Origin of the sequence: Halomonas sp. PR-M31 (assembly GCF_001039575.1) — a bacterium.
Lineage (GTDB): Bacteria > Pseudomonadota > Gammaproteobacteria > Pseudomonadales > Halomonadaceae > Modicisalibacter.
The window spans coordinates 53,380-69,123 of sequence record NZ_JIBT01000002.1 but is presented as its reverse complement, the minus strand read 5'-3'; the positions used below and the strand labels follow the sequence as shown (position 1 = coordinate 69,123).

Below are 15,744 nucleotides of genomic sequence, written 5' to 3'. Positions count from 1 at the left end.
CTGCCATCACTCGAGACTCGAAGAAGAGCGGCACTACCGGTGATCAGGTCGATCTGGCCTGCTGGTGGACGGCCTGCAGTCCGAGCGGGAGCAGGGCATCACCATCGACGTGGCCTATCGCTATTTCTCCACGGACAAGCGCAAGTTCATCATCGCCGACACCCCGGGCCACGAGCAGTACACCCGCAACATGGCCACCGGCGCCTCCACCGCGAGCCTCGCGGTGATCCTGATCGATGCGCGCTATGGGGTGCAGACCCAGACCCGCCGACATAGCTTCATCTGCGATCTGCTGGGCATCCAGCATCTGGTGATTGCGGTTAACAAGATGGACCTGGTGGATTTCTCCCAGGCGCGTTTCGACGAGATCGTCGCCGAGTATCGAGGCTTTGCGGAAAAGCTCAGTGTGCGGGATATCCGCTGTGTGCCGATGTCCGCACTGCAAGGCGACAACGTGGTGGACAGAAGCCCTCACATCAACTGGTATGCCGGCCCTACGTTGCTCGAGCTGCTGGAAAGAATCGAAATCGCCCGAGACCGGAATCTCGAAGATCTGCGTCTGCCGGTGCAGTACGTCAATCGCCCGAATCACGACTTTCGCGGTTACTGCGGCACCCTGGCCGCCGGCACTCTACGGCCGGGGCAGGCAATCAAGGCATTGCCCTCGGGCAAGACCGCCCGGGTGGAGCGCATCGTCACCTTCGATGGCGATCTGGAACTGGCCACGCCGGGTCAGGCAATTACCGTCACGTTAGATGATGAAATCGACGTTTCCAGAGGCGACTGGCTGGTGGAGGCGAACGAAGACCTGTTGCTGGCAGCCAATGTCGACGCCGACATCGTCTGGCTTCACGACACGCCAATGGCACTCAAAAAGCTCTACGATATCAAACTGGGTACCCGGATAGTGGCGGGGCAGGTGAGCGCCATCGACTATCAGATCGACGTCAATACCCTGGACAACAAGCGCGGCGAGCAACTGGAATTGAACGCCATCGGTCGCTGCCGGATTGCCCTGACTGCGCCGCTGCCGATAGACGACTATCGCAGGAGTCCGGGCACCGGCAGCTTCATCATCATTGATCGTCTTACCAATGTAACCGTGGGCGCCGGAATGATGCGGGGGACCTGCGAGCCTGAGCGAGATACGAATTTAGCCGACGGCGTCGATTGGCAGAACTTCGAACTCGAGCTCAACGGCTTGATTCGTAAACACTTTCCTCATTGGGAGGCCAAGGATATCCGCGAACGATTCAAGCGCTGACTTGAGGTTCCGGCTGGGAGGGGCTGTTGAGCTGTAACAGTCGGATCAGTTCGCTGCGCATGCGCGGATCCGGCCCCAGCATATCCGCCAGAGTGTAGCCATCGAGCACTTCAAGAAAGGCTTTCAAGGCCTCGCCAAGCATCGTCTTGATGCGACAGGCGGGGGTGATGACGCACCGGTTACGATCACCGAAACACTCCACCAGTTCCAGATCCTGCTCTGTGTCCCGCACCAGTGCGCCGATATTGATATCCTCGGCGCGGCGTTTCAGCAGCAGCCCACCATGCTTGCCGCGAATCGCCTGTAAATAGCCCCTGCGATTGAGCTCCTGGACTACCTTCATCAGATGATTGCGGGAAATATTATAGCGCTCTGCGATTTCACTAATGGTCGAGCGCTCTTCGCCCTTGAGTGCCACATAGAGCAGTACGCGTAATGAATAATCGGTATAGCGTGTAATGTGCATGTTGGTATCCTTGCAAGTGTAGGCTTCCTTGCCTCTTGGTGAAGGTGCCAATGCGACCACTAGCGTATCGAGCGGCGTTGGTTATTGATAAATCACAAGACAAATGAATAGGCGCATCGTTCCATAGCAGGCTATTAAAAATGCGATGCAGCTTATAAGATGCATATTTTATATATGTTAGTTGGCAGCCATGGAGCGCACAAGCGCAAGGCCTATATGAATAATCAACGCAAGTTGCCGGCAAGGGTGCTGTTCTTCCCCGCGGCTGGCCTCTATGCAGCAGTGCTGGTGCCTTTGTCGCTATGGGCCATGTTCTATAGTCCCCTGCTTCTGCCGGGTATCAACAGTGGGCTCGACCATGCACAAGAGTTGCTGTTCGGCTTTGCCCTTGCCGTGATCGCGGGATACCTGTTGGGGCCCTTGAGCCCTCGACTTTTGATGATCTTGTTTGGATTATGGCTGAGCGCGCGGCTGGGATATTTGCTGGCACCTGCCAGCTTCCTGCCACCACTGTTCGGCACCCTATTTGCGCTCGGGCTGGCAATGCACATCGTGCTGCGTTTTCGCTCCGCCAAGAAATGGCGTAATCGGCTCTTGAGTCCGCTTCTATTATTGATTTGCCTGCTTGCATCGGCCTTGGTCTGGTTGATTCATACGGGCAAGGCACCGTTATTGCAGCATGCCCTGGTGTATCAGACCGTGCTGCTGCTGGCGCTGCTGATGCTGTTCATGGGAGGGCGGGTGATCGCACCGGCGTTGGCGGGGCATCACCAACGCCTGGGTAAGGTACTGAACGCCCGTGTGCAGCCACGTCTCGAAGGATGGATCATTCTTAGCATGATCCTGGCTATCGTCCTGATAAGCTGGCCGGCTAGCCGCAGTTGGGCAGGCCTTGTGCTGATTCTGGCGGGAGTTCTGGCGTTCGTGCGCCTGTTGCGTTGGCGATTGTGGCATTGCAGTGCGAGACCGGATCTGCTTTGTCTAGGCGCCGGGTATGGCTGGTTGGTGGCTGGGCTTGTGAGTAATGGTATCGCTCAGTGGCAGCAACAAATGACCTCAGGCTTGATCCATGTCATTACACTGGGGGCGCTGGGGACGCTTACGGGTGTTATCATGATGCGCTCCACTATCCTTCAGAGTGGCGGTCGCAACGCGACGGATCATGCAAGCGAATGGCGGATCCCGTTGTTCACCTTGTTGATCGCAGTGGCGACCTCATTACGGCTTGCTTCGCCGCATTTCGTATCGTTCCACCTGGCGCTGCTGTGGGGCGCCGCTCTCGCATGGAGTCTGGCTTGGTTACTGGCCACATGGTGTTTGTGCAGAGCCATCAGCGTAAGTTTGAAACGCCAGGCAGCACGGCATCGAGAGGTTCTGCGGGAATGAGCTCTCGGATAAACGAAATTCTGAATATTGCTGTCGTCATTGTAAGGAGATCCTTGTGCCCATTGCTTGTTTTACCGATCTGCTGGCAGAAGCGCGCCGACAACCGGAGCCTCAGCGTCTGCTGTTCGTGTTCGCCCGGGCCGAACTGCCGGATCATCCCGATGCCGAGCAGCGCGAGCGCTTCGAGCAGGGCGAGGGTGGTGTACTGGCGCCGGTACTGTGCGTCGACAAGACCTTGGATGAGCTGAGCGATATGCAGTCGTTGGTCGAGGAGTCCCGGCGTACCGAAGTGGAGTGGGATATCGTCTTCGCCGCCGCCTTGGCAGGCGATGGCCGGGAGCCGCCTAGTAGCGACGAGGCGGAACAACCCTTGCAGCGCATGGTGGAGTCGCTGCAACAGGGCACCATCGATAATTTCCTGGCCTTCGATCGCCGCGGCGATGCGGTAAGTTTCCATTGAACCTGTGGAGAGATCGTGAAACCCAATGATCTGACGTTTGATAGAGCTCTAGTCGAAAAATACGATCGACCGGGGCCGCGCTACACCTCTTATCCGACTGCGCCACGCTTCAATACCGCTTTCGCCTTGGATGATTACCGGGATGCGGCGAAGCGTAGCAACCAGGATTCAGCGTCGACGCCGCTGTCGGTCTATATTCATATCCCGTTCTGCAAGAGCCTTTGTTACTACTGCGCCTGCAACAAGATCATCACTCACAAGACCGAACGGGCGGTGGAATATCTCGACTACCTCAAGCGGGAGATCGCGCTGCAGGCAGGGCTATTCGACGCCAATCGCAAGCTGACCCAGCTGCATCTAGGGGGGGGCACGCCAACCTATCTGACCAACGACCAGATGACGGAGCTGATGGATGCCCTGGATGAGGCCTTTACTCTGGAACGGGGCGCACAGCGGGAGTTCTCCCTGGAAGTGGACCCGCGCACCGTCTCTCCCCAGCAGCTTCGCGAGCTGTACGCGTTGGGGTTCAATCGTTTGAGTCTGGGCGTGCAGGACTTCGATCCGGACGTGCAGCAGGCGGTCAATCGCACCCAGAGCGAGCAGCAGATACAGGATCTGATCGAGACCGCCCGGGACGTTGGGTTCGAGTCCATCAGCTTCGATCTGATCTACGGGTTGCCGCTGCAGACCGTGGAGAGCTTCACCACTACCCTGAACAAGGTGGTAAGCATGCGCCCGGACCGAGTGGCGGCCTACAGCTACGCGCATCTGCCGGACACCTTTCGGGCCCAGCGCCTGATTCGCCCGGAGGACATGCCGCCCCCGGAGCGCAAGCTGGAACTGCTGGAACTGACCATCGATCGGCTACAGACGGCGGGCTATGTCTACATTGGCATGGATCATTTCGCACTGCCTGAAGATGAACTTACCCAGGCCCGGGACAACGGCACGCTACAGCGCAATTTCCAGGGTTATTCCACCCATGCGGACTGCGATCTAATCGGCCTGGGCGTATCCGCCATTGCCAAGGTCGGTGATACCTACAGTCAGAATGCCAAGGTGCTGTCGGAATACTATGCGTCTCTAGATAAAGATCAGCTCCCCATCCAGCGCGGCTATCGGCTCAACGCGGACGATCATCTGCGCCGCGACGTCATTCATCAGTTGATGTGCCACAACCGGATCGATTTCGCCGCTATCGAAGTTGCCCACGGCATTCACTTCCGGGACTATTTTGCGGACGCCCTGGCCTCCCTGGATGAACTGGTAGCGGACAATCTAGTGAGCATCGAACCTGATGCCCTGGTGCTGCATCCGCAGGGCCGCCTGATGATGCGCAACGTGGCCATGGCCTTCGATGCCTACATCGGTGCGGATTCCAAGGTGCGGCGTTTTTCGCGCACGGTCTGAGGTCGCTTGACTGATGGAACTCACCTTGGCCCGGGTTGTGCATGTGTTGGCGGTAGTGCTGTGGATTGGCGGTGTGGCCATGGTCACCACGGTGCTGCTGCCGGCGGTCAAGCGCTTCAAGGACCCCTCGGAAGCCGTCGCCTTCTTCGAACAAGTGGAGGCGCGTTTCGCCTGGCAGTCACGCATCACCACGCTCATGGCCGGCGCCAGCGGCTTCTACATGTTGCATGTACTGGGCTGGCAGCGGCTGCTGGCACCGCAGTACTGGTGGATACACGCCATGATCGCGGTGTGGGGGGTGTTCACTCTGATGCTCTTCGTGTTCGAACCGCTGTTCCTGCATCGCTGGTTTCACGAACGAGCCACTCGGGCGCCAAAATCGACCTTCAGAATGATACAAAGGCTCCACTGGAGGCTGCTGACCGCTAGCCTGGTGACGGTGGCCGCCGCCGTGGCGGGAAGCCACGGCTGGTTCTGGTGGTAGTCAGCTGTTTATCCTGGCGTATCAGACAGTTTCATTAAGCGTTTACTATGCCAAATACAAAAAATTTAAATTGACTGATCACGCTGACAATATATAACGAGTAGTAGTGGAACGATCCGACCTCTTGCAAGAAATCATATTGAGGCGATCTCTTTAATTCATGAAGAAGCTTTTTGGATTTTTATTACCCTATAAGAATCTAGAATGATGCATTGTTTTGTTTTTTCTTTTGTTTCTTTAATATTTAAATGGTTGACCTTGGTATTGGAAGGACAAAATAGGTTTATAGACCCTGTCTTGTATAGTGATTTTGCAATAACGCAGTTGTTTTTGAGAGTTCGACAATTTTTATCCCAGATCGAATCATCAAAAATACCAGCTATATCGCTGTCGATATAATACTCCCAGCTTGTTTTTTCACTCACTTTTATTATATCTGAAGTACGTAATATTATAAATTTTAGGGTATTAGAATTAATCAGCGAAAAAAACAACATGAATACTAATACGCCAAGAAGAAAGAGAAATGATTTTGCTAAAAAAATTTCTTTAGGGGCTCTAAAATAAAGCAAAGCAGGGACATAAGAAAAAAATGCCGTTGAGAAAAATAGTAAAAAGAATTTGAGAGTTTCTGAATCTTTCCATTCGTCGTTTTTTAAGTTGTAATTAGCTATAAAAATAAAAAAGCAAGTGATCACGATGCTAAAAAAAGTCAAAAGTGCAAAAAAACAATGTTGTCGAAAGGTTTATTGTTAAGAGTGATAAAGTATATTTCCTTGAAAAATAGAATTAAATAGCACAAAAAATATACGGCGAATAAAAAACCAAAAAAATCTAATGATTTAAGAATGTCGTAGTTTTCTGTGTATTCAATAGCTACAAATAATAGAAAAATTGTCATGTAGGGCAAAAAAGCAGCTCTAAAAAGTAAGCTGGTTTTGCTAGTAGTGAATCTCTCGTCGGATATATATTTTCTTACCAATATTATGAAAGTAGATGGGCCTGTTAAAGTTGCTATTGCAAAAAGCCCAATCAAAAGACCTAAGCTTAGTACCAATTTCAATGAAATACTTTCTTGTAAAACAGGTATGAAAAGGTCGGGTCTGCCAATAAATTCAAGGTATGCGTAAACGTACACAGTTGTCGATATTAAGCTGATGGCGGTAATAGTTGCTATGATGTTAAGAGCATCAATATTTACGTAAGCGCGATTATGCCTTGTTTGCATGGTCTTGTGCTCAGTCTAGAAATTTTTCACTAGATGTTAAGAATAGAAGTAACTATTTGACTCATGCCACCTAATCCGATTTATCCTTTCGTATAAAAGCAAGTACCTCTCGGACAAACAATTGCTCCAATACTTTGTGTGCCTTCAAATTCTGCTTGATCGTGTTCGGATGAAAGCTACGTGCGATCCGAATAAAGATCTTGGCACTTTTACTAGTGCGAAAATAGCTCGAGAGCTTCTGCTGAACTTTGGCCATCTGAAGATCGCACCTCCGCTGGTCGTTGGCGAGAGGAGCGATGGGATTCTCGGGAAAATACAACGTATCCTCCTCGTAGGCTTGGAGACGTTCGAGCAGATTGCGCTTTGAAAAAACAGTGCCTAGAATCTAGCTAGGTTAGCTAATCAAGGTGATGAAATGCAAGTCAACATGCACGAGGCTAAAAGTCAGCTTTCAGCGCTGGCTGAAAAGGCGAATCGAGGCGAAAAGGTAGTGATCGCCAAGGCCGGCGAGCCCTGGGTCGAATTGGTTGCCTACAGGTCGCCGTCGCGGCGCAGGCCTGGCCGTTACAAAGGCCAGATTCGCATGACCACTGATTTCGACAGGACGCCAGAGGATATAATCGCCGCATTCGAAGGGCAGTGACCATGCGACGGATACTGCTCGATACCCATGCGTTTCTCTGGTGGCTGGCCGATGATCCTCAACTTGGAACGAAGGCGAGAGAGATCATCGCAGAACCCCGCAATTCTATTTTCGTCAGCGCCGCCAGTGTCTGGGAGATCAGCATAAAAAAGCAGCTCGGCAAGCTCGAAGCGCCTTGTGATCTGAAAAACATCATCGAAGATGAGGGTTTTATTCCGCTGACCATCGATCCTTTTCACGCAGAGCAGGCAGGGAACCTGCCCATGCACCATCGCGATCCTTTCGATCGCATGTTGATCGTTCAGTCCCAAGCGGAAGGGTTGACGCTGATGACTTCCGACGCAGCATTCAAACATTACGCCGTGCGTACGCTACCCGCGCGTTGAGCCTTCGATCGGTTATTTTCTTCATGGTGCTCCGGCATCCAGCTCCCCGCGCCCCAACTCACCCAATAACTCCAGATCGATATCCTCGAAACGGATGACTTCGCCGCCATGTTCGTCGCTGAATTTCTTGGCCTGGTCCTGCTCGCCGAAGGAGGCGAGGGTGTGGCCCATGGCGCCAGGTTGATCGTGACCGACCACATACCAGGCATCGACGGCGCGGATGTAGGCGTTGTCTGACGGCTCTTGCCAACTTGTTTCGCCAATGTCATGCACATAGGCGTGGCTGATCTGAGTCTCGTTTTCCGGCTGCTTGAGAAAGGTGAACAGTTCGAGGGTCGAGCAGAACTTCAGGCCTCGGGATCGCTCTTCATGAAGGCTTGCCCCTTGGGGCCAGGGAAGTTGGTGATGGTCATGCCACACACATGGCAGGCATCGCCATCGGTGATGGGTTGGGGCGAGGCCAGGGCCGTGTTCTCGGATTCCTGCTCGCATCCTGCCAGGGCCAAGACGAGCAAGAGGACGAGCAGCAGTGAAGGCAACGAGTAACGGTGTTGCATGATGGTATCCTCGATCGATTAAACGGAGCGGTGACGAAAGCGCAGCAGCGCCAGGCCCAGGGGTACGACGATCCAACCCAGCAAAATCAGCATCAGCCAGCCGGGTTGAAAAGCGCTTTCTCGGGCGAGGGCGGTCAGGCCGGAATAGGCCTGGGCGGCTTCGATTCCCGCCAGGTTGATTAATCGAAAGCAGTCCGTGGGGTTCAAGAGCAGCAGATAGGGCAGCCAGTCACCGCCATGCTGCGCGCCTACCAATAGCGCCAGCAGGGCCAGATCGAAGACCAGCACGAACACAAACCAGACGATCAGGGCGAGCCCCGCGGCCCGGGCCTTTTCCACGACCCATACGCTGATCAGATAGGCGAAGGCGATGAACACCCAGCCCAGCAGCACGCTGCTGAGGATCAGCAATCCGATGCTTCTGGCAAGGGCCAGCAGATCGACGCTCGGGGCGCCGAGGGCGATGGCGATGCCGGCAACACCGAAGCCCAGCGCGGTGGCGACACCGAGAATCAATCCATGACCCAGGAACTTGCCCAGCAGCAGCTTTGATCGACTCAAGGGATAAGTGAGCAGCAACAGCAGGGTGCCGGCTTCCTGTTCACCGACGATGGCGTCATAGGCCAGCAGCAGGGCGATCAACGGAATCAGGAACACGGCCAGGGTCGACAGGCTGACCATGGTGGTGGCGAGCGACGTGAAACCCAGCCCACCGCTGGCGGCGGCACCGAAGTAGGCGATGCCCACCGCCATCAGCGCCAGCACCAGGGCGATGGCCAGCACCCAGCGGTTGCGCAGGCCGTCCTGGAACTCCTTGCGGGCGACGGTAAGGATGGAACTCATGACTGACCTCGGGCTGGTGAAGATGTAGAAAGCGTGGCGGAAAAATAGGCGTAGAGATGTTCCAGGCTGGGCGGCAGCAGCTCGATGTCCTGGATGCCGGGCGCAGTGGCCAGCTGTTTCAAGACCTGCATCTTGTTTTTCGGATGCACATGAAATTCCCAGGCGTTGCCGTTTAGAGAATGCGTTTCATGGGCCGACAGGTCCGCCGGCGGGGCGTTCATCGCCTCGTCACCCTTGACGCGAATGGTCAGGGGCAGCGCTGCTTGCTGGCGCAACTCCTCAATGCTGCCCAAGGCCAGACGACGACCGGCGCCGAGAATCAGGGCGCGGTCGATGTAGGGCTCGACCCCGGGCAGCACATGTGATGAGAGAAGAACCGTGCAGCCCCGATCGCGGAGCGTCTTGACCGTGGCATAAAAATCTCGGGTTGCAGCCGGGTCGAGGCCGGTAGTGGGTTCGTCGAGCAGCAACAGCTGCGGTTCGCCGAGCAGTGCCTGGGCCAGCCCCAGGCGCTGACGCATGCCTTTGGAATAGGTCTTGACGCGACGCCGGGAGGCATCCCCAAGACCCACCTGCTCGAGTCGATCGTCGATCTGGCGACGATCGACGCGTTTGAGCCGAGCGAAGTAGTCAAGCACCTCGCGGCCGGTGAGCTGTTCGTAAAAACCGACGTTTTCCGGCAGAAATCCCAGGCGCTGGCGCAATTGGTTCGCCGCGCTGCCATTCGGCGCCGCACCGAATACTCTGAGCTCGCCTTCGCTTGGCGCGATCAGCCCGAGGATCAGCTTCATGGCGGTGGTCTTGCCGGCACCGTTGTGACCCAGCAGCGCCAGTACCTCGCCTTGATGCACACCAAGATGAAGATCGTCGAGGCTTACGACGTCGCCATGGCGCTTGGTCACGCCGTCGAAGATGATGATGTCGTTCATGTGTCCGCCTCATCGAAGGTGGGGTCGGTCAACAATGGTGCGCTGTCCTTCACCCCCTCGGCCTTGAAGACCGGGAATTGGCGTTGCACCCAGCGCAGCGCCAGTACCGCCGGGCTGTTCATCAGCAGCCGCGCGGCAGGGTAGCGCCACAGCAGGCGATCCATGGCATCGTTGGGCTCGAAAGCGGTATCGCCAATGCCGTCGCTGTCCATATCCCAGCCCATATAGTTGCTCCAGTAGTTGCCGCTACCGTTCTTCGACCATTCCTGGGAGCGGGTGGCCACGTACTTGACCTGCTGGCGATTGTCGATGAAGGCGTTGCCGAGCACGACGTTGTCCTCGGAACCGGCGGTCAGATGGATGCCGATATCGCTGTTGGCGAAACGGTTGTCGAGAAACTCGTTGAACTGGGAGTTATAGATGAAGATGGCCTTGCCATCGCCGCCGCGTAGCTTGCCCTCGCCCCGGGCGTTCACCGGTTGGCGGATGCCTTCGATGCGGTTGCCCTGAAGCCGTGAGCCGGTGATGTTGTTCATCAGGATGCCGTAGTTTTCGTCGTTGACGGAGCGATTGTTCAGCACTGTCAGGCGCTTGGACTGCATCAGCGCATAGCCGGTGCGAGTATCAAAGGTCAGGTTGCCTTCCAGATGGTTGTCATAGGCATACATGTAGTGAATGCCGTAACGAAGATCATGCAGTTCATTGCGGTTCAGAAAGCTCTGGCTGCTATTGTCGATGTAGATGCCATCGCGAGTGTGGGCGATGTCGTTGCCTTCGACCCGCACGTCGCGCACGTTGAACAGGTGCACGCCGTTGCCGCGATCCTGAGAGCGCACCTTGGTGTCGCCGCGAATGACGTTATCGACGATCTGGACGCCCGTGACCGCATCCAGCCAGATGCCGAAGCCCGACCCTTCGAGTCGATTATTGCGAATCATGCTGCCGGTCGCGTTTTCGGTGACGAAGATACCGGCATCGAGATCGGTGAGATTCCTGCCCCAGTTGACGATTTCGAGGCCCTCGAGGGTCACCTCGGGCGCGTTGATGGTGACCGCATGGCCCTGACCCTCGCCGTCGATTATTGCCTGGCCAGCGCCATGAATTTCCAGTGAATGATCGATAGTGATCGGCCCGATATAACGCCCGGACGCGAGCATCAGACGATCCCCGCCTTGGGTGCGGTCGATCTGAGTCTGCAGTGGCTTGTCGGGCGTGGCCTGATATTCCGCCGCCCAGCTTAGAACGGGCAAGCTGAAAAATAGGAGAACCCAAAAAAGGTAGCGCATGGCGTTCCTGGGCCGGTGAAACAAGTAGAGGGGGAGTATAAGAGATAGACGCAAGTAGGAATGACGAGAGGCGCCGGGGACAGGCCAAAGAGGAGGTCTTTTGCCATGGCCGGAAAAAAGCTCCATGCCATTCCGGCATTCCCGCCATCCATGGCGGTCAGATAGCAAAAGTAGCGCCCAGGGATGGGTTCACAGCGCCTCCTCGACGGCCTGTCGACGGAGCAGCCTCGAGTCAACCTGGCGTCGAGGCGTGCTCCAACCGGTTTCCTTTAGGCAGGCTCTACCAGCATCCGCCCCGTCATCTCCATATGCATGGCGTGACAAAACCAGTTGCAGTAGTACCAGTGCACCCCGGGTTTGTCCGCGGTGAAGGTCACGCTGGAAGTCTGCTGCGGCGAGATCTCCATGGACACCCCGTGATTGACCATGCAGAAACCGTGGGTCAGGTCCTCGATCTGGTCCAGGTTGGTGACGGTCACCGTAACCTCGTCACCCTGCTTGACCTTGAACTCGGTGAGATTGAACTGCGGCGCCACGGAGGTCATGTAGACCCGCACCTTGTTGCCGTCGCGGATGACCTTGTTGTCCATCATCAGATCGATGCCGTCGGCCTTGGCCCGCTCTCGCGTGACGGCAAAGAACGGGTCTTCGCGATCCCATAGCTTGCGCGGGTTGACCTGATCGGCACGCAGCAGGATGCAGTCGTGAGGTTCGGCGTAGGTGGGGCCATCGTGCACCAGCTTCATCTCCTCGCCGGAAATATCGATCAGCTGATCGTTCTCCGGGCGCAGCGGACCCACCGGCAGGAAACGATCCTTGGAGAACTTGGAGAGTACCACCAGCCACTTGCCGTCCGCATCCCGGGTCTCGGTCAGGCTTGCGTGATTATGGCCGGGCTGATAATGCACATCGATCTTCTGACGCAGATAATTGACGTCTTCGCCGTTGTAGCTCTTGATGGCATCCTCGATGTTCCACTTGGCCACCTGGCTATCGATGAACAGGGTGGTGTAGGCGTTGCCCCGGCCATCGAAGGTGGTGTGCAGTGGCCCCAAGCCCAGTTCCGGCTCACCGACCACGGCGTCCCGAGGCTCGATCTTGTCGGCGAATACATCCGGCAGCTTGTCGATGGCGATGATCGAGCAGGTGGGGGAGAGCTTGCCGTTGGCAATGAAGTACTTGCCGTCCGGCGAGGTGTTCAGGCCATGCGGGTTCTTGGGTACCGGAATATAGCGGGTCAGCTTGGAGCCGTGGCGGCCGTCCAACACCGGCACCTTGGAATCGCCCAGAGTCTTGTAGTCGCCATTTTCAACTGCTTTCTCGATGGCTTCCACGTCGAACACTACCGCCCAGTCCCGCTCTTCGCGCATGGTGCCTGCCAGCTGAGCTGCTTTCTCCGAGTTGTAGCAGGTCGAGGCAACGAAGCGACCTGTATAGTCCGCGTCGGTGTTGTCCAGGTTGCCGTCGACGATCACCTGCCAGGCCACGTCCATGCTTTCCGCATCGATGGCGTTGAACATGGTGTAGTGGTTCTCGAGATCCTCCATGTTCTGCCCATCGTTGGGATGAGGAATGAAGTACTCGGCGTTGGCGAACACGTACTTGGTATGGGGCACCTTCTGCAGGCGCAGGCCGTGGATCGCCTGGACGTTGGGAATGGTCGTGATCTTGTCCGTCTTCATGATGTCCAGACGGATGCGAGCTACCCGGGTATTGGCCTTGTCGTTGATGAACAGGTACTTGCCGTCGTAGCGACCGTCGGTCATGGAGACGTGGGGGTGGTGGGCGTCACCGTTGAGGAATTTCGCCGAGTCGCCGAGTATATGCTTGGACTCGTTGGTAATACCCCAGCCGGTAGCGCTATCGATGTTGAACACCGGAATGCGCATCAGCTCACGCATGGAGGGCACGCCGAGGATGCGCACCTCGCCAGAATGACCGCCGCTCCAGAAACCGTAGTATTCATCGAGTTCCCCCGGGGCGATGGCGACCTCGCCGCCTTCACTGGCCGCTCGCGCCTTCTGGCTCTGCAGCAGTGCGGCGGCGCTACCGAAGCCTCCCGCCAGGGTGGCACCGGCCACGCCTGCAACGCTGGTATTGCGCAGAAAGTGACGACGGCTTAGGTCTTTCAGTGAGTTCTTCTTATCTTCACTCATGGTTCATTCCTCTTGATGAGTGGGAATGCGTTGCAGCGCAGCGCCCTGCGCGCCGGCTGCGGCGGGATCGAAAGGCCGGGCTGTGTTACCGGAAACGCGTGCTGCCTTCTCATAGCGCTTGCGACGCTTGACCATGGGCGGGCAGCGCTGGTCGTCCCAATACAGCACCTGACAATCGAGACAGTAGTGACACTCGTTGGCGTTGATGCGTCCATCCGGGTGAATGGCACCTACTTCGCACTCGTGGGCGCAGATCTGACAGGGCGTACCGCAGCTGCCACGATGACGCTTGAGCCAATCGAACAATCTGAGCCGAGAAGGAATCGCCAGGCCGGCCCCCAGAGGGCAGACATAGCGGCAGTAGAACTTGTGGTTGAACACCGACACCAGCACCAGCCCCAGGGCATAGAGCACGAAAGGCCAGTCCCGCTGAAAGCGCAGGGTAATGGCGGTCTTGAAGGGTTCAACTTCGGCGTAATGCTCGGCAGTACCCAGGGAATTGAGCGAGATGGCGAACAGGCCCAGCAGGATGATGTACTTGATGGCCCACAAGCGTTCGTGCAGGCCGAAGGGCACCTCGATCTGCTTGACGCCGAGCTTGCGCGCCGCCTTGTTGACTAGATCTTGCAGGGCGCCAAAGGGGCACAGCCAGCCGCAGTAGACGCCACGCCCCCATAGCAGCAAGCTGACCGCGACGAACCCCCACAGAATGAACATCATCGGATCGATCAGAAACGAGGTCCAACTGAAGTCGGTCATCAGCGAATGGGTGAAGGTCAGGATGTTGACTACCGAGAGCTGGGCGAGGGCATACCAGCCGATGAAGAACAGGGTGTAGACCAGAAAGCCAATGCGCAGCGGCTCCAGGATGCGCGGGTAGCGCACCAGCACGTCCTGAAACAGCATGACGATGGTCAGTACCAAAAGCCCCACGCCCAGCACGCCGATCTGGAAGGCCTTGTCGTACCACACCTGGACCCAGATGGGCCGCTCCACCACCGGTTCCGAGCGATCGACGTAGGCATCCGGAATGCTGTAATCGGCGCTGAAGCGGGTGAACTCCGTATCCAGCGGGCCAGAGGCGCGGCGCACCAGCAGATCCAGCTGCCAGGGGCGGCCCGGATCGAAGTTTGCCTCCTCGCGGATAATGAAAATGTCCTTTTCCGTCATGCGGGGCATGCCAGCAAGATCAAAACTGCCGACCCGCTGATGATCCAGGTCGTGGAAAGTGATGGTGCGCCCGTCCTGGCTCACTTCGATGCGATCGAAGATACCCCCGCGCACATAGCCTGAGCCCTTGAAGGAGTAGTCGCCGTTGGCCATCAACGCGACGGCGTGTTCACCGGGTTCGAGGCTCTCCATCAGTGATTCATAGCGGGCGTCACCCAAAAGGTTGCGACCCGCCATGGGGGCATTCAGGTAGGTGTAATAAAGATTGATGAAGGTCTTGTCTGCGGGTTCCGGGGTGCCGCGCAAGTAGTCTTCCGCTGCGGTGCCGACGAAAGCTTCGTCCACCTGGCCATGGGTCAGATGCAGACGGCGGATGGTGCCGTCCCCGGTCAGAGTCTGCCAGTCGGTCTTTTCAAACACGTCCGGCTTGACCGTGGCGGCAGGTTGGGCGGAAGGGTCCTCGATGATGCCAAGGCTCGCGGCGACCTGACGAGCGGCGCGCATGATGGTGTCGTTGACCACGATCACCGTGACCGTGGCGCCGGAGATGGCGTCCAGATTGGTACCGATCTTGGGGTTGTCGCTGACGCTGAAGTTGGTATGGGCGCTGGCAAAATTCTGCAGTTTTTCTTCCGGGATACCCACCAGCATGATGGGCTCGGAGTGATCGAGCACCTTGGCCAGGGTCAACTGACCGGCGGTATCGATGCCTATCAATAGATTGACCGGTTTGCCGGAGTAGGCGGGGATTGGCGCCACGTCCATGCTTTCAAAGACATAGCCCAGGATTTCGTCGCCCTTCATGACGACCCGCACCGGCAGTTCGCTTTCTGCCTCTTCAAGGCTGCTGGCCTGGGGAAAACCCTGCTTGACCTGGTCAAGCTCAATGGCAAGAGCGGGTAGAGCCAGGCACGACAGGAACGCCAGCATGAACAGCATGAAAAAAGAGCGAAAGATAAAAGAAGTCAACTTCATGAGCCAGGCCTTGTTTACCGGAAGACGGTAAGATTTACCAATAGATGTATATTTTATGAATCTTTATCTTCACAGCTTGATGCAAAAACAATCTTGACCTG

General features: G+C 56.4%; 14 protein-coding genes and 1 pseudogene. 7 read left to right on the top strand and 8 right to left on the bottom strand.

Annotation, left to right across the window (positions count from 1 at the left end):
- Positions 1-1,264, top strand: a pseudogene (cysN, locus tag CH74_RS01355) (sulfate adenylyltransferase subunit CysN); the annotation flags it as partial.
- On the opposite strand, the gene CH74_RS01350 reads toward cysN, so the two are convergent.
- Entirely contained in the window at positions 1,254-1,730 is a 477-nt protein-coding gene (locus CH74_RS01350; protein ID WP_048305688.1) for an Rrf2 family transcriptional regulator, read from the bottom strand. The pseudogene cysN and the gene CH74_RS01350 overlap by 11 nt on opposite strands.
- A gap of 216 nt (positions 1,731-1,946) precedes the next feature.
- Between CH74_RS01350 and CH74_RS01345 the strand changes: the two genes are divergently transcribed.
- The 6 genes from CH74_RS01345 to CH74_RS01310 all read left to right on the top strand — a co-directional run bounded on the left by CH74_RS01345 (position 1,947) and on the right by CH74_RS01310 (position 7,727).
- Positions 1,947-3,116 (top strand): NnrS family protein, encoded by a 1,170-nt coding sequence (locus tag CH74_RS01345; RefSeq protein ID WP_048305687.1) that lies wholly within the window; start codon positions 1,947-1,949, stop codon positions 3,114-3,116.
- 55 nt (positions 3,117-3,171) lie between these two features.
- Positions 3,172-3,576 (top strand): hypothetical protein, encoded by a 405-nt coding sequence (locus tag CH74_RS01340; RefSeq protein ID WP_048305686.1) that lies wholly within the window; start codon positions 3,172-3,174, stop codon positions 3,574-3,576.
- Positions 3,577-3,591: 15 nt separating this feature from the next.
- A complete protein-coding gene (hemN, locus tag CH74_RS01335; protein WP_048305685.1) occupies positions 3,592-4,986 on the top strand; it encodes an oxygen-independent coproporphyrinogen III oxidase in 1,395 nt (464 codons plus the stop codon).
- Positions 4,987-4,999: 13 nt separating this feature from the next.
- Complete coding sequence (locus CH74_RS01330; RefSeq protein WP_048305684.1) at positions 5,000-5,470, top strand: membrane protein; 471 nt, start codon at positions 5,000-5,002, stop codon at positions 5,468-5,470.
- A gap of 1,643 nt (positions 5,471-7,113) precedes the next feature.
- Positions 7,114-7,341, top strand: a complete 228-nt coding sequence (locus tag CH74_RS01315; protein WP_048305681.1) for a type II toxin-antitoxin system Phd/YefM family antitoxin — start codon at positions 7,114-7,116, stop codon at positions 7,339-7,341.
- 2 nt (positions 7,342-7,343) lie between these two features.
- Entirely contained in the window at positions 7,344-7,727 is a 384-nt protein-coding gene (locus tag CH74_RS01310; RefSeq protein ID WP_048305680.1) for a type II toxin-antitoxin system VapC family toxin, read from the top strand.
- A gap of 21 nt (positions 7,728-7,748) precedes the next feature.
- On the opposite strand, the gene CH74_RS01305 is transcribed toward CH74_RS01310, so the two are convergent.
- From CH74_RS01305 to nosR, 7 genes are all read right to left on the bottom strand, one after another.
- On the bottom strand, positions 7,749-8,147 hold the full coding sequence (locus CH74_RS01305; protein ID WP_053070587.1) for a nitrous oxide reductase accessory protein NosL: 399 nt from the start codon (positions 8,145-8,147) through the stop codon (positions 7,749-7,751).
- On the bottom strand, positions 8,075-8,284 hold the full coding sequence (locus CH74_RS19215; RefSeq protein WP_082140239.1) for a nitrous oxide reductase accessory protein NosL: 210 nt from the start codon (positions 8,282-8,284) through the stop codon (positions 8,075-8,077). Before CH74_RS19215 ends, CH74_RS01305 begins: the two co-directional genes overlap by 73 nt.
- Before the next feature lie 18 nt (positions 8,285-8,302).
- Positions 8,303-9,127, bottom strand: coding sequence for an ABC transporter permease (locus tag CH74_RS01300; protein ID WP_048305679.1), 825 nt, complete (start codon positions 9,125-9,127; stop codon positions 8,303-8,305).
- Positions 9,124-10,056, bottom strand: a complete 933-nt coding sequence (locus tag CH74_RS01295; RefSeq protein WP_048305678.1) for an ABC transporter ATP-binding protein — start codon at positions 10,054-10,056, stop codon at positions 9,124-9,126. The genes CH74_RS01300 and CH74_RS01295 overlap by 4 nt, the downstream gene beginning before the upstream one ends.
- On the bottom strand, positions 10,053-11,342 hold the full coding sequence (locus CH74_RS01290) for a nitrous oxide reductase family maturation protein NosD (RefSeq protein WP_082140238.1): 1,290 nt from the start codon (positions 11,340-11,342) through the stop codon (positions 10,053-10,055). Before CH74_RS01290 ends, CH74_RS01295 begins: the two co-directional genes overlap by 4 nt.
- Positions 11,343-11,611: 269 nt before the next feature.
- Complete coding sequence (gene nosZ / locus CH74_RS01285; RefSeq protein WP_048305677.1) at positions 11,612-13,498, bottom strand: TAT-dependent nitrous-oxide reductase; 1,887 nt, start codon at positions 13,496-13,498, stop codon at positions 11,612-11,614.
- A gap of 3 nt (positions 13,499-13,501) precedes the next feature.
- On the bottom strand, positions 13,502-15,643 hold the full coding sequence (nosR, locus tag CH74_RS01280) for a transcriptional regulator NosR (protein WP_216594679.1): 2,142 nt from the start codon (positions 15,641-15,643) through the stop codon (positions 13,502-13,504).
- Positions 15,644-15,744: the final 101 nt, after the last annotated feature.